The organism is Micromonospora sp. NBRC 110038, from assembly GCF_020884815.1.
Classification (GTDB): domain Bacteria; phylum Actinomycetota; class Actinomycetes; order Mycobacteriales; family Micromonosporaceae; genus Micromonospora; species Micromonospora haikouensis.
Window position 1 is genome coordinate 180,824 of sequence record NZ_BBOL01000008.1, and the last position, 20,863, is coordinate 201,686.

The 20,863-nt window shown below is 77.9% G+C and carries 17 protein-coding genes and 1 riboswitch; of the genes, 3 read left to right on the top strand and 14 right to left on the bottom strand.

Annotated elements, in window-relative coordinates; all coding sequences use genetic code 11:
• The first annotated feature begins 82 nt into the window (after positions 1-82).
• Complete coding sequence (locus LPU61_RS24910; RefSeq protein ID WP_229406327.1) at positions 83-673, top strand: DUF4334 domain-containing protein; 591 nt, start codon at positions 83-85, stop codon at positions 671-673.
• On the opposite strand, the gene cobA is transcribed toward LPU61_RS24910, so the two are convergent.
• Genes cobA through cobN form a run of 13 tightly spaced genes read right to left on the bottom strand, consistent with a single transcriptional unit; the run spans position 666 to position 18,230 of the window.
• Positions 666-2,342 carry a uroporphyrinogen-III C-methyltransferase gene (gene cobA, locus LPU61_RS24915; RefSeq protein WP_043963423.1) on the bottom strand — a complete coding sequence of 559 codons (1,677 nt, stop codon included), beginning with the start codon at positions 2,340-2,342 and terminating at the stop codon, positions 666-668. The two genes, LPU61_RS24910 and cobA, sit on opposite strands and share 8 nt — an antisense overlap.
• Positions 2,339-2,932: a precorrin-8X methylmutase gene (locus LPU61_RS24920; protein ID WP_043964685.1), complete on the bottom strand. Its 594-nt coding sequence runs from the start codon at positions 2,930-2,932 to the stop codon at positions 2,339-2,341. Before LPU61_RS24920 ends, cobA begins: the two co-directional genes overlap by 4 nt.
• On the bottom strand, positions 2,929-4,092 hold the full coding sequence (locus LPU61_RS24925; protein WP_229406328.1) for a HoxN/HupN/NixA family nickel/cobalt transporter: 1,164 nt from the start codon (positions 4,090-4,092) through the stop codon (positions 2,929-2,931). Before LPU61_RS24925 ends, LPU61_RS24920 begins: the two co-directional genes overlap by 4 nt.
• Positions 4,089-4,289 carry a 4Fe-4S binding protein gene (locus LPU61_RS24930; protein ID WP_357752714.1) on the bottom strand — a complete coding sequence of 67 codons (201 nt, stop codon included), beginning with the start codon at positions 4,287-4,289 and terminating at the stop codon, positions 4,089-4,091. Before LPU61_RS24930 ends, LPU61_RS24925 begins: the two co-directional genes overlap by 4 nt.
• Positions 4,286-5,986 (bottom strand): precorrin-3B C(17)-methyltransferase, encoded by a 1,701-nt coding sequence (cobJ, locus tag LPU61_RS24935; RefSeq protein WP_229406329.1) that lies wholly within the window; start codon positions 5,984-5,986, stop codon positions 4,286-4,288. Before cobJ ends, LPU61_RS24930 begins: the two co-directional genes overlap by 4 nt.
• Positions 5,983-7,359 (bottom strand): precorrin-6y C5,15-methyltransferase (decarboxylating) subunit CbiE, encoded by a 1,377-nt coding sequence (gene cbiE / locus LPU61_RS24940; protein ID WP_374199712.1) that lies wholly within the window; start codon positions 7,357-7,359, stop codon positions 5,983-5,985. The genes cobJ and cbiE overlap by 4 nt, the downstream gene beginning before the upstream one ends.
• A complete protein-coding gene (locus LPU61_RS24945) occupies positions 7,356-8,507 on the bottom strand; it encodes a cobalt-precorrin-5B (C(1))-methyltransferase (RefSeq protein WP_043963419.1) in 1,152 nt (383 codons plus the stop codon). Before LPU61_RS24945 ends, cbiE begins: the two co-directional genes overlap by 4 nt.
• A complete protein-coding gene (gene cobM / locus LPU61_RS24950) occupies positions 8,504-9,388 on the bottom strand; it encodes a precorrin-4 C(11)-methyltransferase (protein ID WP_229406330.1) in 885 nt (294 codons plus the stop codon). The genes LPU61_RS24945 and cobM overlap by 4 nt, the downstream gene beginning before the upstream one ends.
• Positions 9,385-10,161 carry a precorrin-2 C(20)-methyltransferase gene (gene cobI / locus LPU61_RS24955; RefSeq protein WP_229406394.1) on the bottom strand — a complete coding sequence of 259 codons (777 nt, stop codon included), beginning with the start codon at positions 10,159-10,161 and terminating at the stop codon, positions 9,385-9,387. The genes cobM and cobI overlap by 4 nt, the downstream gene beginning before the upstream one ends.
• A 47-nt stretch (positions 10,162-10,208) precedes the next feature.
• On the bottom strand, positions 10,209-11,591 hold the full coding sequence (locus tag LPU61_RS24960; RefSeq protein ID WP_229406331.1) for a cobyrinate a,c-diamide synthase: 1,383 nt from the start codon (positions 11,589-11,591) through the stop codon (positions 10,209-10,211).
• Positions 11,585-12,196, bottom strand: coding sequence for a cob(I)yrinic acid a,c-diamide adenosyltransferase (gene cobO, locus LPU61_RS24965; protein WP_043963416.1), 612 nt, complete (start codon positions 12,194-12,196; stop codon positions 11,585-11,587). Before cobO ends, LPU61_RS24960 begins: the two co-directional genes overlap by 7 nt.
• On the bottom strand, positions 12,196-14,538 hold the full coding sequence (locus LPU61_RS24970; protein WP_229406332.1) for a VWA domain-containing protein: 2,343 nt from the start codon (positions 14,536-14,538) through the stop codon (positions 12,196-12,198). Before LPU61_RS24970 ends, cobO begins: the two co-directional genes overlap by 1 nt.
• Entirely contained in the window at positions 14,535-18,230 is a 3,696-nt protein-coding gene (gene cobN, locus LPU61_RS24975) for a cobaltochelatase subunit CobN (RefSeq protein WP_229406333.1), read from the bottom strand. The genes LPU61_RS24970 and cobN overlap by 4 nt, the downstream gene beginning before the upstream one ends.
• Before the next feature lie 288 nt (positions 18,231-18,518).
• Positions 18,519-18,648, bottom strand: a riboswitch (cobalamin riboswitch).
• A gap of 261 nt (positions 18,649-18,909) precedes the next feature.
• Here cobN and cpt point away from each other — a divergent pair.
• Positions 18,910-19,443, top strand: a complete 534-nt coding sequence (cpt, locus tag LPU61_RS24980; RefSeq protein WP_043963414.1) for a chloramphenicol phosphotransferase CPT — start codon at positions 18,910-18,912, stop codon at positions 19,441-19,443.
• 59 nt (positions 19,444-19,502) lie between these two features.
• Here the strand turns inward: cpt and LPU61_RS24985 are convergent, their stop codons facing one another.
• The gene (locus tag LPU61_RS24985) at positions 19,503-19,838 is read right to left on the bottom strand and encodes a hypothetical protein (protein WP_043963412.1); all 336 of its coding nucleotides are present in this window, start codon (positions 19,836-19,838) and stop codon (positions 19,503-19,505) included.
• Between the two features lie 112 nt (positions 19,839-19,950).
• On the opposite strand from LPU61_RS24985, the gene LPU61_RS24990 reads away from it, so the two are divergent.
• Positions 19,951-20,703 carry a hypothetical protein gene (locus LPU61_RS24990; RefSeq protein ID WP_043963411.1) on the top strand — a complete coding sequence of 251 codons (753 nt, stop codon included), beginning with the start codon at positions 19,951-19,953 and terminating at the stop codon, positions 20,701-20,703.
• The last annotated feature ends 160 nt before the right edge of the window (positions 20,704-20,863 follow it).

Here is a 20,863-nt window from a genome sequence, read left to right on the forward strand (position 1 = left end):
ACGCCCGCAGCCGGCACGATCCGGGCGTACCGTCGATGGCACCACGTCGGCCACCCGACCACGCGACGAAGGAGATGCGACCATGTCGAGCGCGGCGGACCCCGCTCCCGCAGCCGCCCGGCCGGCCCCGGAACACCCGGCCGCCCTGCCGGCCCCGGGCGACCTGGCCACGGCCCTGGCCTGCTTCGACGGCCTCCCGCCGGTCACCGTCGGGGAGATGCTCGGCTCCTGGCGGGGCAGCGGCTTCGCCACGGGCCACCCGCTCGACGGCCTGCTGGAGCGCTACGGATGGCACGGCAAGCGGTTCGACGGCCCCGAGGACGTGCACCCGCTGGTCTTCGCCGCCGGCGGGAGGCTGGTCAGCGTCAACCCGGCGCTGGTGCCGACGGGGCTGCTGCTCCGCCCGCCCGGCGCGGTACGCACGCCCCTGGCCGCGAGGGCCTTCGCGCTGGCCCTGCCGCTGCTGACCACGACCCGCCCGGCGGCGCGGCTGCGGATGACCGAGTACCGGGGGGTCGTGTCGGCGACGATGTGCTACGACCGCCTCCCCATCCACGACGTGTTCCGGCGGGTCGACGAGCGCACCCTGCTCGGCGTCATGGACCTGCGGGGCACCGACCGGCCGTTCGTGTTCGTGCTGACCCGCGAGCACGGGGGTCCTCCCCTCACGTGAGCGCGGTGACCGGGCCGACGACGAAGACCGCCGGGGGCCCGACGTCCTCCCGGGCGGCCAGCGCGCCGATCTCGTCGAGCCGGGCCGCGAGGGTCCGCTGCGTCGGGTGCCCCGCGTCCTGCACCGCCAGCACCGGGGTCTCCGGGGCCCGGCCGTGCTCCACCAGCACCGCGGCGATCTTCGCGATCGTGTCGACGGCCATGAGCAGCACGAGGGTGCCCCGGGCCCGGCCCAGCGCCGCCCAGTCCACCAGCGAGCCGGGGTGCCCCGGCGGCAGGTGACCGGAGACCACGGTGAACTCGTGCGCGACGCCCCGGTGGGTGACCGGCACGCCGGCCAGGGCGGGCGCGGCGACGGCGCTGCTCACCCCGGGCACCACGACCGTCTCCACGCCGGCCGCCGCGCATGCCTGGACCTCCTCGTGGCCGCGCCCGAAGACGTACGGGTCGCCGCCCTTGAGCCGGACCACCCGCCGGCCGGCGCGGGCGTGGGCGACGAGCGCCTCGTTGATGGCGTCCTGCGTCATCGACGGGCCCCGGGGCACCTTCGCCGCGTCGATCACCTGCACCCCGGGGCGCAGCCGGGCCAGCAGCCCGCGCGGGGCGAGCCGGTCGGCCACCACCACGTCGGCGGCCTCCAGCAGCGCCCGGCCCCGTACGGTGATCAGGTCGTCGGGGCCCGGCCCGCCGCCGACGACGGCGACCTGCCCCGGGCGCAGCCCCGCCTCGTGGGCGTGGTGGTGGTGACCGTGCGCGTCGCCGTGGTGGTGATGGTGGTGGCCGCCGACCGGGTCGTCGGGGTGGTCGTGCGGGGTCTGCGGCCGGCCCACCTTGTCGGCGAAGCCGGGCATCGCCACCCGGTACGCGCAGGTGTCGCAGTTCATCCGGATGTCCCCGCGCAGCGCCTCGGCGTGCCGTTGCAGGACCAGGTCGGCGAGGGCGTCGCAGTCGCCGATCAGGTCGGCCACCCGCACGTCGAGGTCCGGGTGGGCGGCGGCGAACTCCGCCGACCGGGCCACGATCCGGTCCGGCAGCACCCCGGCGAACAGGAAGTACGGGGCGACGACGATCCGGCGCGCGCCGAGGCGGCGCAGCCGCTCCAGCACGGCCGGCACCGACGGCTCGGCCAGCGACACGAAGCCCGGTTCGACGCCCGCATAGCCGCGCCCCTCCCACAGCAGCCGGGCCACCTTGGTGACCTCGGCGTTGGCGTCGGGGTCGGTGGAGCCCCGGCCGATCAGGGCCACCCACGTCCCGGCCCGGTCGGCGCCGGCCAGCGCGGCGTCGATCCGGTCGGCGAGGGTGTCGTGCAGCAGCGGGTGCGGGCCCAGCGGGCGGCCGTAGGCGTAGCGGAGGCCGGGGAAGCGCTGCTTCTCCCGGGCCAGCGCGGCCGGGATGTCGCCCTTGCCGTGCCCGGCGGCGGCGAGGACCAGCGGCAGCGCCACCAGCCGGCGGTGCCCCCGGCCCGCGAGGGCGCCGACCGCGTCGGTCAGCGGCGGGCGGGACAGCTCGATGAAGCCGCCCTCGACGTCGTCGACGGCGCGGCGGCGGCGGATCCGGTCGACCAGGGCCGCGAACTGGGCGACCCCGGCGGCGCTGCGGGTGCCGTGGCCGACGATCAGCAGCGGGGTGCGGTCCTGCCCCCGCGCTCCTTCGGGTCGGTTCGTCACGTCTCCTCCAGGTACAGCAGGGCGTTGAGGGCGGCGGCGGCGACCGCCGAGCCGCCCTTCTCGCCGACGTTGGACACGGCGGGCAGGCCGCTGGCGCGCAGCCCCGCCTTGCTCTCGGCGGCGCCGACGAACCCGACCGGCAGGCCGACCACCAGCGCCGGCCGCGCGCCGAGGTCGAGCAGTTCGAACAGGGCGGTGGGCGCGCAGCCGACCACCCACACCGCGCCGGGGCCCACCCGGTCGTACGCGACCCGCACGGCCGCCGCCGAGCGGGTGATGCCCGCCGCGCGGGCCAGGGCGGCCGTGGCCGGCTCGGCGATCGGGCAGACCGGCCCGGGGCCGGGGCGGGTGATCCCGGCGGCGACCATCGCCACGTCGGTGACGACCGCGGCGCCGCCGCGCAGGGCGGCCAGCCCGCCGGCCAGGGCCGCCTCGTCGCACACCAGGTCGGTGACGTAGTCGAGGTCGGCACTGGCGTGCACCACCCGCTCGGTGACGGCCCGGGTCAGCGGCGGCAGGCCGGTCAGGTCCACCCGGGAGCGCAGGATCGCGTACGACTGCCGCTCGATCGGGTGCACGACGCGGCTCACCGGTCCGCCGTCCCGGGCGCGGCGCGGTCGACCCGGCCCGCCTCCCCCGGCTCGGCGCGCTCGCCCCGCTCGGCGGGACGGTCGGCGGCCGGGGCCCCGTAGCGCTCGTCGTAACGGCGCAGCTTCCACAGCGCGGCGGCGGCGACCCAGGCCAGGGCGAACAGCGCCACGACGGCGTAGCCGAGCTGCTCGAAGTGCTCGGCGAGGGTGGCGTACCCGGCCAGGGCGGACACCCCGAGGTGGTCGACGAGCAGCCCGGCGAGGTAGACGCTGGCCACGAGCGCACCGACGAGCACGGTCATGCCGGTGGTGGCGAGGTTGTAGTAGAGCCGGCGGGCCGGCTGCCGGTACGCCCACGAGTACGCCCGGCTCATCAGCAGGCTGTCGGCGGTGTCCATGGCGGACATCCCGGCGGCGAAGAGCAGCGGCAGGGTGAGCAGGGCCAGCACGGGCAGCCCACCGGCGGCGGCGGTGCTCGCCGACAGGGCGAGCAGGGTCACCTCGCTGGCCGTCTCCAGGCCGAGGCCGAACAGGAAGCCGACGGGCGCCATGTGCCACGACGAGCGCACCAGCGAGCGCGCCCGGGAGCCCAGCACCCGCTGCACGAGGCCCCGGTTGAGCAGGTGCAGGTCCAGCTCCCGCTCGTCGAGGTCGCCGTGGCGCAGCCGCCGCCACAGCCGGGCCAGGCCGCCGAGCACCACGGCGTTGAGGCCGGCGACGAGGCTCAGGAACAGGGTGGCGGTGACGATCGCGACGGTGGCGCCCACCTCGCGGGCCTGGGCCAGGCCGGGGCCGGCGAGGCTGGTCGAGGCGAGCCCGACGATCAGGGCGAGCAGCAGCACCACGGCGCTGTGGCCGAGGGCGAAGAAGAAGCCGACCCCGACGGGACGCCGGCCGCGCAGCAGCATCAGCCGGGTGGTGTCGTCGATGGCGGCGATGTGGTCGGCGTCGAAGGCGTGCCGCACCCCGAGGGCGTACGCGAGGGTGCCGGCGCCGGCCAGCCCGCCGGCCGCCGCGGGCTGGCCGTTCCAGTAGAGGTAGAGGCTCCAGCCGGCGACGTGCAGCACGGCGACGGCGAGCACGATGCCGCCGAGGCGTACCCGCTCGGCGCGGCTCCACCGGCCCGCCGGGGGTGCGGCGCTGACCACGGTCGAACTCATCGGGTTCCTCCACAGGGGTCGGTGCCGGTGACGCGGATGGCGTCGACCGGGCAGATCTCCAGGCACTCCAGGCAGCCGGTGCACGCCTGCGCGCGGACCAGCAGCCCGCCGGGGGTGGGTCGGATCGCGTGGGTGGGGCAGGTCAGCAGGCACGCGCCGCATCCCTGGCAGCCGTCGATGGTCACGGGGGCGCTCACGCGCGCCACCGGTAGCCGCGCGGGGTGACCATCCGGCCGGCGACGAGCCGGGTGCGGCTGCTGCCGACCACCACCACGCTGTACATGTCGACCACGGCCGCATCGAGGGTGGCGAGGGTGGCCAGGTGCACGCGTTCGCCGGGCCGGCTGGCGTTGCGCACCACCCCGACCGGGGTGTCCGGCGGCCGGTGCGCGGCGAACGTCTTCAGCGCGGCGGCGAGCTGCCAGTCCCGGGCGCGGCTGCGCGGGTTGTACAGCAGGGCCACGAAGTCGCCCTCGGCGGCGGCGGCGACGCGCCGCTCGATGACCTCCCACGGGGTGTGCAGGTCCGACAGGCTCAGGTAGGCGTGGTCGTGGCCCAGCGGCGCGCCGAGCAGCGCCGACGCGGCGAGCGCGGCGGTCACCCCGGGGACGCCGACGACGTCGACGCGGTCGTCGGCGTACTCCAGGGCGGGGCTGGCCATCGCGTACACCCCGGCGTCGCCGGAGCCGACCAGCGCCACGGCGTGCCCGGCGGCGGCCTCGGCGACGGCGGCGCGGGCGCGTTCCTCCTCCGCGCCGAGGCCGCTGGCGAGGATCCGGGTGCCGGGTCGCAGCACGTCGCGCACCTGGTCGACGTACTGGTCGAGGCCGACGACCACGGCGGCGCGGCGCAGCTCGGCGAGGGCGCGGGGGGTGCGCAGGTCGGCCGCGCCGGGGCCGAGGCCGACGATCGCGAGCCGGCCGCGCGGGGCGTGCCGGGCCACCGCGACGGTGGCCATCGCCGACGCGGTCTTCGGCGCGACCAGCGCCGCGTCGGCGCGCCGGCCGGGCTCGCCGAGCAGCGCGGCGGCCTCCGCGACGCTGGGCGTGCCGACGGCCGCGCGGACCACCTCGCTGGGGTGCGGCACGTCGACCGCCGCCAGGTCCGCCGCGGGATGCGTCACCAGGGGTACGCCGAGCGCGTCGGCGGTCGCCCGGATGCCCGCCTCGTCGGCCTTGATGTCGGCGCTGGCCAGGCAGCGGACGCTGGCCGGGCTCAGGCCGGCGGCGGCGAGCACCCGGTCGAGCAGGTCGCGCACCTGCCCGGCGGGCACGCCCCGGCTGCCGCCCACGCCGACGACCAGCGACGGCGGCCGGAGCACGGCGGTGCGCCCGTCGAGCGGCACCACCCGGTCGGTGACGAGCAGCCGGGGCGCGTCGGCGGGGGCGTCGGCGCGCACGTGCGGCGGCAGGGCCGGCAGCGGCCAGGCCGCGTCGGCGACCAGCCGCACCGGCTCGCCGTCGAGCAGGGCCCGGGTCACGGCGGCGACCGCCCCCTCGACGGGCCAGCCGAGGGTGTCCAGGCCGGGCAGGTCCGCCGCGTCGGTGGCGGTGGTGACCACCGGCCGGGCGTCGAGCAGCGCGCCGACGTCGGCGGCGAGGGCGTTCGCGCCACCAACGTGCCCGCCGAGCAGCGCCACGGCGTGCCGGGCGGCCTCGTCGACGACCACGACGGCCGGGTCGGTGCGCTTGTCGCCGAGCAGCGGGGCGAGGATCCGCACCACCGCCCCGGTGGCGAGGAACGCGACGACGGCGTCGTGGCCGGTGAACGCGGCGCGCAGCGCGTCGGCGGCGGTGTCGGCCTCGACGAGGCGGGCGTGCGGCCAGGCGGCGGCGAGGGTGCGGGCGTGCCGGCGGCCGGCGGCGGTGGCCGCGACGAGTCCGATGCGGGTCATCTGCGCTCCCCGGGGGAAGGTGGGCGGTCGGCGGTGAGGACGAACACCGGGTTGGTGGCGGCGAGCCGCACCGACCCGCCGGGCAGGTCGGCCAGCCGGGCGGCGGACAGCTGCACGCCCTCGGCGCGGTAGCCGTGCCCGCGCAGCAGGTCGAGGGCGGGGGCGACCCGGTCCAGGGCGGCGAGGGCGGCGACCACGCGGGCGGGCCGGCGGGCGGCCACGGCGGCGAGGGCGGCCAGGCCGCCGCCGCCGACGAAGGCGGCGTCCGGGTCGGGCAGCCCGGCCAGCGCCGCCGGCGCGGACCCGGCGACGACCCGCACGTCGACCCGGTGCGCGGCGGCGTTGCGCCGGACGAGGCCGACGGCGTCCGGGTCGCGTTCGACGGCGATCACGGCCGCGCCGAGCAGGGCGCACTCGATGCCGACGGAGCCGCTGCCCGCGCCGACGTCCCAGACGAGGCGGCCGAGGCGGGGCCGCAACCGGGCCACGGCGAGGGCCCGCACCTCCGCCTTGGTGATCATGGAGTCGCGGTGGGCGTAGGCGTCCTCGGGCAGCGCCCAGCCCCCGGCGGGCGCGGCGGCCGGCTGGTTGTCGGCCCGCGCCCCGGCCGCCGCCCCGATCGCCGCCGCGCCGGCCGCCGCCGGGCCGGTGCCGAGATCGGCGGCGGGGCCGGGCGGGTCGGCCGGTGCCGGGTCGGCGAGGCTGAGCAGCACGTGCGGGTCGGCCCAGGCGGTGGCGGCGGCAGCCTGCGGGGTGGTCTCGACGATCCGCTCGGCCGGGGTGCCGAGGTGCTCGGCGACGACGAGCCGGCGCGGCCAGCCGACCAGGCCCGCGCCGATCTCGGCGGCCCCCGCGCCGGGGGCGGTGAGCACGGCGACCGCCGGCAGCGCCCGGGCGGCGTTGAGCGCGGGCCGCGGGTCGCGGCCGTGGGCGCTGACCACGGCCGCGCCGTCCCAGGGCAGGCCGGCGCGGGCGAACGCGGCGGCCACGCTGGACACGGCGGGCAGCACCCGCAGGGGCAGCCCCTGGGCGCGCAGCCGGCGCACGATGCCGAACAGCCCCGGGTCGCCGCTGGCCAGCACCACCGTGGGCGTGCCGGCGGCGACGGCGGCGGTGAGCCGGGCCAACGCGGGAGCGAGGGGGCCGAGGGTGACCGTGGCGCAGCCGGCGGGCAGCGCGACGGCGGCGAGGTGCCGGGCCGCGCCGACGGCCAGCCACGCCCCGGCGAGGGCCTCGGCGGCGGCGGGATGCGGCGGCGCGCCGCCCGCGTCGACGCCGACGACGGTCACGGGGGCGTCGGCGGCGCGGGTCACCCGGCCCGGCGGGGCGTCGCCCGGGAGCACGCCGCCCACCGGCCCCTCCGCGGGGATCACGGCGCCCACCGGCCCGAGGAGGCGACGAGGCGCTCCCCGGCGAAGTCGACCATCGCCACGTCGACGTCGACGGCGTGCCCGGCGAAGCGCAGCAGCACCTGGCGGACCCGGGCGCAGAGCAGGTCCCCGGCGGGGCGCAGCAGCCCGGCGGCCTCCCACAGCTCGTACGCGTGCCGGCCGGTGTTCGCCGCCACCACCTCGGCCACCAGGGCCGGCCCCCCGCCGGCGTCGGCGGTGACCGCGCCGAGCAGCGACAGGTCCACCTTGGAGCGGGTGTAGTGGGTCATCAGCACCCCGGCGGCGAGTTTGGCCAGCTTGCCGGCCATCCCGACGAACGCCACCCGGGTCAGGCCGTCGCCGACGGCGGCGGTGACGGCCGCGCCGGTGAAGTCACCGACCTCGACGAAGCACACCTCGGGCAGGTCGGGCAGCAGGGCGCGGGCGGCCCGTTCGGTGCGCCCGCCGGTGCACAGCACCACCGTCCGCTCCCCCTGGGCGGCCATGACGTGCACGGCCTGCACCACGCTGGCCCGCCAGGACGCCGTCGAGAAGGGCCGCACGATCCCGGTGGTGCCGAGGATGGAGATGCCGCCGAGGATGCCGAGCCGCCGGTTGGTGGTCTTGCGGGCCATCACCTCCCCGCCGGGGACGCTGATGACCACCCGTACCCCGACCTCGGTGAGGTCGACCACCTCGGCGACGGCCTGGCCGATCATGCGGCGCGGCGTCTCGTTGATCGCCGGGCCGCCGACGGCGAGCCCGAGGCCCGGCTTGGTGACGGTGCCGACGCCCGGCCCGCCGGCCAGGTCGAGGCCGGGGGCGTCGCGCCAGCCGACGGTGGCGGTGAGGTGCGCGCCGTGCGTGACGTCCGGGTCGTCCCCGGCGTCCTTGACGACCACGGCCTCCGCGCCCGCGCCGGGCGGGTCGGCGAGGTCGCAGCGGGCCACGGGGAAGGCGACCCGGCTGCCGGCGGGCAGGCCGATCTCCACCTGCCGCTGCGGCACGCCGGTGACCAGCGCGGTCACCGCCGCCTTCGCCGCCGCGGTGGCGCACGCGCCGGTCGTCCAGCCGGTGCGCAGCGCGGTGGGCCGGACCTTCGCGGTACGCGGCAGGTCCGGCTCGCGCAGCTCCGGCTCGGGGTACGTCATCCGGCCCGCCCTGTCCCGGCGGCCCCGCCGTCGTCGCCGGGGGTCTCCTCGCGGCGGCGGCGCAGCTGCGCGCGGGCGGCCGGCTCGGCCCGACGGAAGGTGTGGAAGTGCCCGGGGTGATAGAGGTGCGAGCGGGTGCCGGCGGCGGCCAGCGCCGGCCCGACGAGGAACAGGGTGTGCTTCCACAGCCGGTGCCGCTTGACGGTGGCCTCCAGCGTGCCGACGGTGCAGCGCACCACCAGCTCGTCCGGCCACGTCGCCTGGTACGCCACCACGGCCGGGGTGTCCGCCGGGTAGCCGCCGGCCAGCAGCTCGGCCTGCACCTGCCCGGAGCGGGCGGCGGAGAGGAACAGCGCCATGGTGGTGCCGTGCCGGGCGAAGTCGCGGACCCGCTCGCCGGGCGGCATCGGCGTCCTGCCGCCCTCCAGCCGGGTGAGGATCACCGACTGGGCGACCTCGGGAATGGTCAGTTCCCGGCCGACGAGCGCGGCGACGGCGGTGAACGCGGACACCCCGGGCACCACCTCGACGGCCAGCCCGAGGGCCCGGCACAGGTCGAGCTGCTCCTGCACCGCCCCCCACAGCGCCGGGTCGCCGGAGTGGATCCGCGCCACGGTCAGCCCCCGGGCGGCGGCCCGCTCGTAGAGCGGCAGCACGCCCTCCATCGGCAGCTGCGAGGAGTCGACGATCTCGGCGTCGGCGCGGGCGTGGTCGAGCACGTCGGCGTGCACCAGGCTCGCCGCCCAGACCACCACGTCGGCCGCGCCGATCACCCGGGCGGCGCGCAGGGTGAGCAGGTCGGCCGCGCCCGGCCCGGCCCCCACGAACCACACCTTCCCGGTGGTCGCCGGCGCGCCGGCGGTGTCTCCTGCGGTGGTCACAGCTTGCCTCCCCGGGTGTCCCGGCGGGCCGGGACGAGCAGCGTCGACAGGTACGGCAGGTCGCCGTCGTCGGGGTCCGCCGGGCCGATCCGTTCCCCGGGCAGGCCGAGACCCCGGCCCAGCACCGCGTCGCCGAGGCGGCCCTGCCGGCGCAGCTCGGCCACCAGCTCGGGGTGCCGCCGCCAACCCTTGTACGCGACCACCGTCCCCGGCCCGGCCAGGGCGGCGGCGAACAGCTCCGGCCCGGCGGTGGCGGGCAGCAGGGTCAGCGGCTCGCGCCCCTCGCAGAGCACGGTGCCGCTGCGGGCGGCGAGGTCCTGCATGGCGGTGATCCCGGGCACCGTGTCGACCCGCACCGCCGGCCGCAGCGCGCGCACGCCGTGGGTTAGGTAACCGAAGGTGGAGTAGACGTTCGGGTCGCCGATGGTGGCGAACGCGACCCGCCCCGCCCCGGCGTCGAACGCGTCGGTCACCGCGCGGGCGGCGGCGTCCCAGGCGGCCCGGCGGCGGGCGGTGACGCCGCCCCGGTCGTCGAGGGCGAACGGCAGCCGTCGCACCCGGCGATCGTCCACGTACGACCGGACGGTCGCCTCGGCCCGCCCGCCGCCGTCCGCCACCCCCGGGCCGGTCCCGGTCCCGTCGGGGCCGGCCGGGGTGCCGGGGTGCTCGGCCATCACCGGGACGAACACCACGTCGGCCTCGCGCAGCACCCGCACCGCCTTCACGGTCAGCAGCTCGGGGTCGCCCGGCCCGACCCCGACGCCGGTCAGCACGGGCCCGCCGGGGCGCGCCGCCCGTGCGGGGCGCGACGCCGGGGCGGTCACCGGCACGCCCGCACGAGGCGGCGGGCGGCGTGCGGCTGGCCGGCCCAGTGGACGTGCAGGTAGGAGGCGTGCACCCGGCCGTCGACGAAGCCGTGCGCCGCGCCGTCGAAGCGCCACGCCGGGGTGTCGCCGTGGCCGGGGTCGGTGACGGTGCGGTGGAACTCGTGGCCGCGTACCCGCTCGCCGGCCCGGGTCACCGGGGAGTCGGCGGCGGCCACCGCCTCCCGGTAGCCGAGGGTGAGCCGGCCGGTCATCCGGGCGGTCAGGTCCAGCCGCCCGCACATCGGCGCCCCGTCGAGGGAGCGGCCCAGGTAGAGCAGGCCGGCGCACTCGGCGACGACGGGCCCGTCGAACGCGGCCAGCTCGGCGCGCAGCGCGGCGTTGCCGGCGAGCGCGTCGGCGTGCGCCTCCGGGAAGCCGCCGCCGATCACCACCGCCCGGGTGCCGGCCGGCAGGCCGGGGTCGCGCAGCGGGTCGAACGGGGCCACGGTCGCCCCGGCCGCCGCGAGGAGTTCGGCGGTCTCGGCGTACGAGAAGGTGAAGGCCGCCCCGGCGGCGACCGCGACCGTCGGGCCGCCGGTGCTGGTCGGGCCGCCGACGGGGGCGGTGCTCACCGGGCCACCGACGGCGGCGACCGGGTCCCAGGCGGGGGCGGTCAGCGGCGGGGCGCTGCGGGCCAGGTCGAGCACCGCGTCGAGGTCGACGGTGGCGGCGACCAGGTCGGCGAGGGCGGCCACGACCGCCAGGGACTCCGGCGCCCGCTCGGCGACCGGCACGAGACCCAGGTGGCGCGACGGGGCGGCGACCTCCACGGACCGGCTGACCGCCCCGAGCACCGGCACGCCCACCTCGGCGAGGGCGTCGCGCAGCAGCGTCTCGTGCCGGGGCGAGCCGACCCGGTTGAGGATGACCCCGCCGACGCGTACCCGCTCGTCGAACGCGCGCATGCCCAGCACCAGGGCGGCGGCGGAACGGCCCTGGGCGGTGGTGTCGAGCACCAGCAGCACGGGGGCGTCGACGAGGGTGGCGACGTGGGCCGTGGAGGCGTACCCCCGGCGGCCGACCGCGCCGTCGTGCAGGCCCATCACCCCCTCGATCACGGCGACGTCGGCGGGCGTGGGGACGCTCGCGCCGTGGCGCAGCAGCGGCGCGACGCGCTCCGGCCCGACCAGCCACGGGTCGAGGTTGCGGCCCGGCCGGCCGGCGGCGAGGCCGTGGTAGCCGGGGTCGATGTAGTCGGGGCCCACCTTGTGCGGGCTGACGGTCAGGCCGCGGCGGCGCAGCGCGCCGAGCAGTCCGGTCGCCACGGTCGTCTTGCCGTGGCCGCTGGCCGGGGCGGCGACCACCACCCGGGGCAGCGCCCACCCGGTGCTCACCATTCGATGCCCTTCTGGCCCTTCTGGCCGGCGTCCATCGGGTGCTTGACCTTGGTCAGCTCGGCGACCAGGTCGGCGGCGGCGACCAGGCGCGGGTCGGCGTCGCGGCCGGTGATGACGACGTGCTGGAAGCCGGGCCGGTCGGCCAGCGTCGCCACGACCTCGTCGACGTCGACCCAGCCCCACTTCATCGGGTACGTGAACTCGTCGAGCACGTACAGGCCGTAGCGCTGCGCGGCCAGGTCCCGCTGGATCTGCCGCCAGCCCTCCAGTGCGTCGGCGGCGTGGTCGGCCTCGCCGCCGCGCTGGATCCACGACCAGCCCTCGCCCATCTTGTGCCAGGCGACCGGCGCGCCCTGGCCGGTGCGCTCGTGCACCTCGCCGAGGGCGCGGAAGGCGTTCTCCTCGCCCACCCGCCACTTGGCGCTCTTGACGAACTGGAACACCCCGATCGGCAGCCCGGCGGTCCAGGCGCGCAGCGCCAGCCCGAACGCGGCGGTCGACTTGCCCTTCATCTGCCCGGTGTGGACGATCAGCAGCGGCCGGTGCCGCCGCTGCCGCGTGGTCAGCCCGTCGGCGGGCACCCGTTCCGGCCTACCCTGCGGCATCAGCGCACACTCCTGTCCTGCTGGCTCGTCCCGCCGGCTCTCCGCGATCTTGCAGTTGCGGCCCCCGCTTGCACCGCTTTCGCCCCCTTCGTCCGGGCCCGAAGTGCAAGATCGCTGTGCGTGAGGGCCGTGAGGGGGTGGTGTCGGGCGTTGAGATGGGTGGCCAGGCGGCGGGCCAGGTGCAGGCGGACCGGGCCGGACTCGCAGTCGACGACCACGCACGGGGCGCCGGTGGCGGCGAGCAGCGCCGCCGCGCGGTCGGCCCGCTCCAGCGGGCGGGGCCCGGCGGTGGCCCGGCCGTCGGTGAGCACCAGCACGAGGGGACGCCGCTTCGGGTCGCGCAGCCGCTCCACCCGCAGCAGCTCGGCGGCGGCGGCGAGGCCCTCCGCGAGCGGGGTGCGCCCGCCGGTGGGCAGGTCGGCGAGGCGGGCGGAGGCGGCCAGCACCGACGACGTCGCCGGCAGCAGGGTCCGCGCGCCGACGCCCCGGAACGCGACCACGGCCACCTTGTCCCGCCGCTGGTAGGCGTCGGTGAGCAGGGCGAGCACGGCCCCCTTCACGGCGGACATCCGCTCGCGCGCGCCCATCGAGCCGCTGGCGTCGACGACGAACAGCACGAGGTTGCCCTCGCGCCCCTCGCGGACCGCCTCGCGCAGGTCGGCCGGGCGCAGCCGCAGCGGCCCACCGGCCCGGCCCCGGGCCGCCTGACGCCCGGCGGCGGCGCGGACCGTCGCCGGCAGGTGCAGCGGGCCGGGCCGGCCGGCGCGCGGGGTCCGCGCCCCGGTGGTGCGGCCCCGGCCGGTGCGGGCCCGCGACCGCCGGCCGGGCACCCCGTCGCCGACGCCGGGCGCGGTGAGCAGCCGGGCCGTCAACCCCCGCTGGGGTACGGCCACCCGCTGCCGCCCGCCGCCGCCCTGCTCCCCGGGCCGGTCGACCGGCTGGTCGGCGGGCCAGTCGTCGGGCCGGCCGGCGGGCTGGTTCCCGCGCCGGGCTGCGGGCTGGTCCCCGGGCTCTCCCGGATCCCTGGTGTCGGCGGTCGACCCGGCTGTGCCGTCGCCGGAGCCGTCGCCGTCGCCGTCGTGCCAGCCGTTCGCCGAGCCGCCACCCGCCGTCCCGTTCCCGGGGTCGCCGCCTCCCGCCGGGCCACCGCCGTCCGGGCCACCTCCGTCGGGACCGCCACCGCCCCCGGGGCCGCCGCCATCCGGGCCGCCCCCGGGGCCGCCGCCGTCGCCCGAGCCGTCGCCGTCGCCGTCGGGGGCGGGCGGGTCGTCGTCGGGGTGCGCGTCGGCGGCCCGCCGCAACGCCTCGTCGAGGCGGTCCTCGTCCAGCCCCGGGGCGTCGAACGGGTCGCGGCGGCGGCGGTGCGGCAGGGCGAGCCGGGCGGCGACCCGGACGTCCTCGGCGGTCACCACCGTCCGGTCCTGCCAGGCGGCGTGCGCCATCGCGGCGCGGGCGGTGACGATGTCGGCGCGCATCCCGTCCACGTCGAACGCGGCGCACACCTCGGCGATCTGGCGCAGCGCGGCGTCGGGCAGCCGCACCCGGCCGAGCCGGTCCCGGGCGGCGGCGACCCGCCGGGCCACCTGGGCGTCGGCGTCGGCCCACCGGGCGGCGAACCCGGCCGGGTCGGCGTCGGCGGCGAGCCGGCGGCGCACCACCTCCACCCGCACGGCCGGGTCGCGGCTGGCGGCCACCTCCACGGTCAGGCCGAACCGGTCCAGCAGCTGCGGGCGCAGCTCGCCCTCCTCCGGGTTCATCGTGCCCACCAGCAGGAACCGGGACGCGTGGCTGACCGACACGCCCTCCCGCTCGACGTGGTTGCGGCCCATCGCGGCGGCGTCGAGGAGCAGGTCGACGAGGTGGTCGTGCAGCAGGTTGACCTCGTCGACGTAGAGCACGCCCCGGTGGGCGGCGGCGAGCAGGCCGGGCTCGAAGGCGCGTACCCCCTCGGCGAGGGCCCGCTCCAGGTCCAGCGAGCCGACCACCCGGTCCTCGGCGGCGCCGACGGGCAGCTCGACCAGGCGGGCCGGGCGACGCTCGACGGGCGCGGCCGCGCGGTCCCCCTCCGCCGCGCCGCCCGGGTGCGGGTCCTCCACGGCGGCCGGGTGCGGGCCGTCGGGGCAGGACGGGTCCGGTGCCGCCGGGTCGCAGGCGAACCGGCAACCGGCGACCTGGTCGACGGGCGGCAGCAGGGCGGCCAGGGCCCGCACGGCGGTGGACTTCGCGGTGCCCTTCTCGCCCCGCACGAGGACCCCGCCGATGGCCGGGCTGACGGCGTTGAGCAGCAGCGCGAGGCGCATGTCGGCCATGCCGAGCACGGCGGAGAAGGGGAACACACTCATTGCCGGTCCTCCAGGTCGCCCTCGCTGGCCAGGTACGTCTCGCGGAGCCGGTCGAGGGTGGCCGGCTCCGGGGCGGCCCACATCCCCCGGTCGGCGGCCTCCAGGAGCCGCTCGGTGATGCCGCGCAGCGCCCACGGGTTGGACTGCTCCAGGAACTGCCGGGTGGTGTCGTCGAAGACGTACGCGGCGGCGAGGCGCTCGTACATCCAGTCGTCCACGACGCCGGCGGTGGCGTCGTAGCCGAACAGGTAGTCCACGGTGGCGGCCAGCTCGAACGCGCCCTTGTAGCCGTGCCGGCGCATCGCGGCGATCCACTTCGGGTTCACCACCCGGGCCCGGAACACCCGCCGGGTCTCCTCGCCGAGGGTGCGGGTGCGCACGTCGTGCGGCATCGCCGAGTCCCCCACGTACGCGGCGGGGGCGACGCCGGTGAGGTGACGGACCATCGCCACCATCCCGCCGTGGTACTGGAAGTAGTCGTCGGAGTCGACGATGTCGTGCTCGCGGGTGTCCTGGTTCTTCACCGCCACGGCGATGCGGGCGAAGGAGCGTTCCATGTCGGCGCGGGCCTCCCGCCCGTCCAGGCCGGGGCCGTACGCGTAGCCGCCCCAGACGGCGTACACCTCGGCGAGGTCGGCGTCGCTGCGCCAGTTGCGGGCGTCGATCAGCGGCAGCAGCCCCGCCCCGTACGCCCCCGGTTTGGAGCCGAAGACGCGGGCGGTGGCCCGGCGCTCGTCGCCGTGCTCGGCGAGGTCGGCGGCGACGTGCGCGGCGACGTAGTTCTCCTCGGCTGGCTCCGCGAGGGCGGCGACGCGACGCACCGCGTCGTCGATCAGCGCGACGACGTGCGGGAACGCGTCGCGGAAGAACCCGGAGATGCGGACGGTGACGTCGACGCGGGGCCGACCCAGCTCGGCGAGCGGCACCACCTCGACGCCGGTGACCCGGCGGGACCGGTCGTCCCAGGTGGGGCGGCAGCCGAGCAGGGCGAGCACCTCGGCGACGTCGTCGCCCTGGGTGCGCATGGCGCTGGTCCCCCAGACGGTGAGCCCCACCGAGCGGGGATAGGCGCCGGTGTCGGCGAGGTGCCGGGCCAGCAGCGAGTCCGCGAGGGCCACGCCGACGTCCCAGGCGTTGCGGCTGGGGATGGCCTTCGGGTCGACGGAGTAGAAGTTGCGGCCGGTGGGCAGCACGTTGACCAGGCCCCGGGTGGGCGAGCCGGACGGGCCGGGCGGCACGAACCGGCCGTCGAGCGCGCCGAGCACCCGGTCGACCTCGTCGGTGGTCCGCGCCAGCCGGGGCACCACCTCGCGGGCGGCGAAGCGCAGCACGTCGGCGGCGTCGGGGATCGCCCGGCCGGCGACCTCCGCGACGACGGCATCGACACGGTCGGCGACGGCGCTGTCGTCGTCTGCGTCGGCGGCCCAGCCGAGGGTCTCCATGGCGACGACGAGGCGGCGGGCCAGCCCCTCGATCAGGTCGACGGCGTCGGCGGCGGTGCCGGCGGGGCCGTCGGCCACGTCGGTCAGCTCCGTCGGCACGGCGATGCGCCGTCCCGGCTCGGCGAGCAGGGCGGCCTCGTCGAGGCCGTACGCGGCGGCGAGCGCCTGGCGCAGGCCGGGCAGGGCGCGCACCCCGCCCCACACCTGGGGGGCGCGCAGCACGGCGAGGACCAGGTTGACCCGGGCCTCGCCGGTGGGCGCGCCGCCGAGGACGTGCAGGCCGTCGCGGATCTGCACGTCCTTGACCTCGCACAGGTACCCGTCGAGGTGCAGCACGAAGTCGTCGAAGTCGTCGGCGGCGGGCATGTCCGCGGTGTGCAGATCGTGGTGCAGCTCGGCGGCGCGCACCAGGTCCCAGATCTGCGCCCGCACCGTCGGCACCTTCGCCGGGTCGAGCGCCTGCACGGTGGCGTACTCGTCGAGGAGCTGTTCGAGCTTCGCCAGGTCGCCGTACGTCTCGGCGCGGGCCATCGGCGGGACGAGGTGGTCGACGACGACGGCGTGGGCGCGGCGCTTGGCCTGGGTGCCCTCGCCGGGGTCGTTGACGATGAACGGGTACACCAGCGGCAGGTCGCCGAGGACGGCGTCGGGGGCGCAGTCGGCGGCCAGACCGAGGCCCTTGCCGGGCAGCCACTCCAGGGTGCCGTGCTTGCCGAGGTGCACCACGGCGTCCGCCCCGAACCCGCCGTCGGCCTCCGGCGCGGCCAGCCAGCGGTACGCGGCGAGGTAGTGGTGGCTGGGCGGCAGGTCGGGGTCGTGGTAGATGGCGATCGGGTTCTCGCCGAAGCCGCGCGGCGGCTGGATCGCCAGCAGCACGTTGCCCAGCCGCAGGCCGGCGAGCACGACGTGGCCGTCGTCGACGTACAGCTCGCCGGGCGGCTCGCCCCAGTGCTCGCGGATCCGCTCGCGCAGCCCGGCCGGGACCGCGTCGAACCAGCGCCGGTAGCTCGCCTGCGGCACCCGGGCGTCGGCGGCGGCGAGCTGCTCGGGGGTGAGCCACTCCACGTCGTGGCCGCCGGCGGCGATCAGGGCGTGGATGAGCGCGTCCCCGTCGTCGGGCACGGGCCGGTCGCCGAGGTGGTAGCCGGCGGCGGCCAGCGCGGCGAGCAGCCGCACCGCCGAGGCGGGGGTGTCCAGGCCGACGGCGTTGCCGACCCGGGAGTGCTTCGTCGGGTAGGAGCTGAGCACGATCGCCAGCCGCTTGTCGGCGCCCGGCACGTGCCGCAGCCGGGCCTGGCGCGCGGCGATCCCGGCGACCCGGGCGGCCCGCTCGGGGTCGGGCTCGTAGACCGACAGCCCGTCGGCGTCGATGCGCTTGAACGAGAACGGCACGGTGACGATCCGGCCGTCGAACTCGGGGATGGCCACCTGCATGGCGGCGTCCAGCGGCGACAGCCCGGCGTCGCTGCCGGCCCACTGCTCGCGGGTGCTGGTGAGGCAGAGCGCCTGCACGATCGGCACGTCGAGGGCGGCGAGCGCGCCGACGTCCCAGGCGTCGTCGTCGCCCCCGCCGGAGGCGTCGGCGGCCACGGTCCCGCCGGCGGCGAGCACGGTGACGACGAGGGCGTCACAGCGGGCGAACAGCTCCAGCGGCCCGTCGCCGGGGGCGAGCCCGCGCAGCGAGCCGCAGAAGATCGGCAGGGGGTTCGCCCCGGCGGCGTCGACCGCGTCGGCGAGGGAGTCGACGAAGGCGGTGTTCCCGGCGAGGGCGTGCGCCCGGTAGAAGACGATCCCGACGGTCGGCCGCTCGGGCTTGTGGGGGCGCTCGCCGTGGACGCCGTGCCCGGGGGTCGACGCGGGCGGGACGAAGCCCTCGCCGGTGAGCAGCACCGTGTCGGAGAGGAACCGGGCCAGCTCGGCGAGGTTGCCCGGCCCGCCCTCGACCAGGTACGCCAGGGCGTCGGTGGCCACCCCGGAGGCCACGGTGGACGCGGCCATCAGCTCGGCGTCGGGGACCGCCTCGCCGCCGAGGACGACCGTCGGCACCCCGGAGCCGAGCACGGCCGCCAGGCCGTCCGGCCACGCCTGCCGGCCGCCGAGCAGCCGTACGACGGCGAGGTCGATGCCGTCGAGCAGCGCCGGCACGGCGTCGGCGGCGACCCGGGCGGGGTTGGCCAGCCGGTAGCCGGCGCCGCTGGCCCGGGCGGCGAGCAGGTCGGTGTCGGCGGTGGACAGCAGCAGGATGCGCACGGAAGGCTCCGGAGAGTGACGCACCGGGCGGCGGGTGGGCCGCCGGCGGGCAGGCAGGGGCGCGGGGTCAGCGGATACGGCGGGCCTGCGGCCGGTTCACCGGCGACGGCCGGGGCGCCGGGAGCGCAGCATGGCGCGGTACGCGGTGCGCGGGCTCAGGTGCGGCGACGGGGCGCGGGCAGGCTGCCGCGCGCCAGCAGGCGGCGACGATGGTCGTCGATGTGCGAGACGCCGTGCGTCATCGGGTCCTCCTCGGGTGTCCACGCCCTGGGGTCGCTCCGACGGCCGAAGTATCCTGGCTCCCGGATCGACGCTCTCCCCCGGCCTTCCAACCGCAGACACACGGCCGTGACTCACGAGGGGGGATCGCTCCCCGGTGACAGTGGCGGGACCGCGCCGGAATCGCACCGGCTTCCTTCACTGCCGTCAGGCCGCGAATGCTGCCACACCCGACCGCCGCCGGTCAACGCCGGGCTCCCGGCCACTCCCACCCCCGCTCGACATCGAGTGACGACAATGGCTCAAGGAATCGGATGCGGAAAAAGCAAATGTCGTACGCCGATGGCTCCGGGTCGCTCCGCGCGTCTTTTCCCGCCGACCGACCCCCGGATTGGTTAGGCTGATTCCGATCATCACCCGCTCGCGCGGGACGGGAGTTGCCCGAAGGGAATCCGATCAGGTGGCGACGCAGGTCATCGTGCTCAACGGCGGCTCCAGCTCGGGCAAGTCCGCGATCGTCCGGTGCCTCCAGCGCGTCCTGCCGCACCCGTGGATCAGTTTCGGCGTGGACGACCTGATCGACCGGCTGCCGCCGGCCATGCTGGGTTCCCCCGCCGGGCTGAGCTTCGGCCGGCGGGGCGAGGTCGACGTCGGGGAGGACTTCCTCGCCGTGCAGCACGCCTGGCTGGTCGGCATCGCCGCGATGGCGGGCGCCGGAGCCCGGATCGTCCTGGACGAGGTCTTCCTCGGTGGCGGCGCGTCCCAGGAGCGCCTCCGCGGCTACCTGACCGGTCTCGAGGTGCTGTGGGCCGGGGTGCGGTGTGCCCCGGCCGTCGCGGCGGGCCGGGAGATCGCCCGGGGCGACCGGGTGATCGGGATGGCGGCGACGCAGGCCGAGACCGTGCACGAGGGCGTCCACTACGACGTCGAGGTCGACACCGGCCGCACCGAGTCGCTCGACTGCGCGCGCGCCATCGCCGCGCACGTGCGCTGAGCGACGCCGCGCGGCGGGCCGGTGCGCGCCGACGCGGGTCCGTGCGCCGGCCCGGCGGGTCAGTGCGCCCGGCGCTCCGGGTGCGCCCGGTTCCAGGCCCGCATGCGCTCCGGGTATCCGGTGCGCGCGGCCTCGTACAAGGGCACGGCGTGCCGTTGGGCGATCTTCGCGGCGGCCCGCGGCGACCCGGTCCGCCGACGGATCCACTCTCCGTCGTGGGCGATCGCCATCACCGTCGTGTCGGTCGCGGTGGTCTCCGGTTCCAGATAGAACTCCACCCCCCGGCGGCTGCGGACGAACGCCTCCAGGGCGGCGAGGTCGTCCGGCGTCGCCTCGCGGTCGAGCTTCGTCGGGGTTCCGTCGGCGGCGGGTCGGCGGCGGCTGAACCAGCCCATGCCCGGCTCCTCTCCTCGGCGTACGCTCCAGTGGACCATCCCCGCCTGGCAGCCTGCTGGACGCGGGATGAGAGGAAGCTGACCCCGCCCGGCCTCCCCGTACACTCGCCCGGTGGTGGCGTGGCGGGCGGTGGCGGCGCGGGACAACGCCGACTGGTGCGACCTGGTCGGCCGGGCCCACGGCCTCGCGGGAGCGCGCGACGCGGACGCCTGGTCGGTGCCCCGCCGTTCCCCACCGTGGTATCCGGACGCGGTGACGCTGCGCCCCGGCGTGGACGCCGCCCGACTGCTGGCCCGGATCGACGCCGGGCCCGGCGCGTCGGTGAAGGACAGCTTCGCCGACCTGGACCTCGCCCCGCACGGCTTCCGGGTGCTCTTCGCGGCCTCGTGGATCCACCGCCCGCCCGCCGGGCCGCCCGCGACACCGCTCGTCGCGTCGCCCGGCACGCCGCTCGCCGCGCTGCCTGGGGCGGGCCCGACGGCGCTGGCTCCGGTCACGTCGGCGCGGGGGCTGGCCGCCTGGTCCGCCGCAGCCGGCAGCGAGGCCCTGCGCCGGCCGGCGCTGCTGGCCGACCCGCGGGTGACGATCCTCGCCCGGCGCGCGGGCGACGGCGCGGTCACCGCAGGCGCCGTGCTCACCGACTGCGGCCCGGCGGTCGGGGTCTCCAACGTCTTCGCCGCCGACGGGGATCTCGCCGGGGTGTGGCGCGGCGTCGTGGCCGCCCGCCCGGGCCGGCCGCTGGTCGGCTACGAGTCCGGCGGCGGCCTGCCGCCGGCCGAGGAGGCGGGTTTCCGGCGGGTCGGTCCGCTGCGCGTCTGGCTGCGCCCGGACCGCCACCGCGACCCGGAACCCGCCACCGGCTGACCACTCTGCGCAATCACCACGCGGGCGTGCGCGCCCGTCCACTCGCCTGACCCTGCGTCACCACAGTTTTCACCCCTCCCACCCGCACTCGCCCCTTTGCTCTGCGCCCACCGACGCATCACCCCGGTCGAGCTGGCCGAATAGGAGATCACGGATGAAT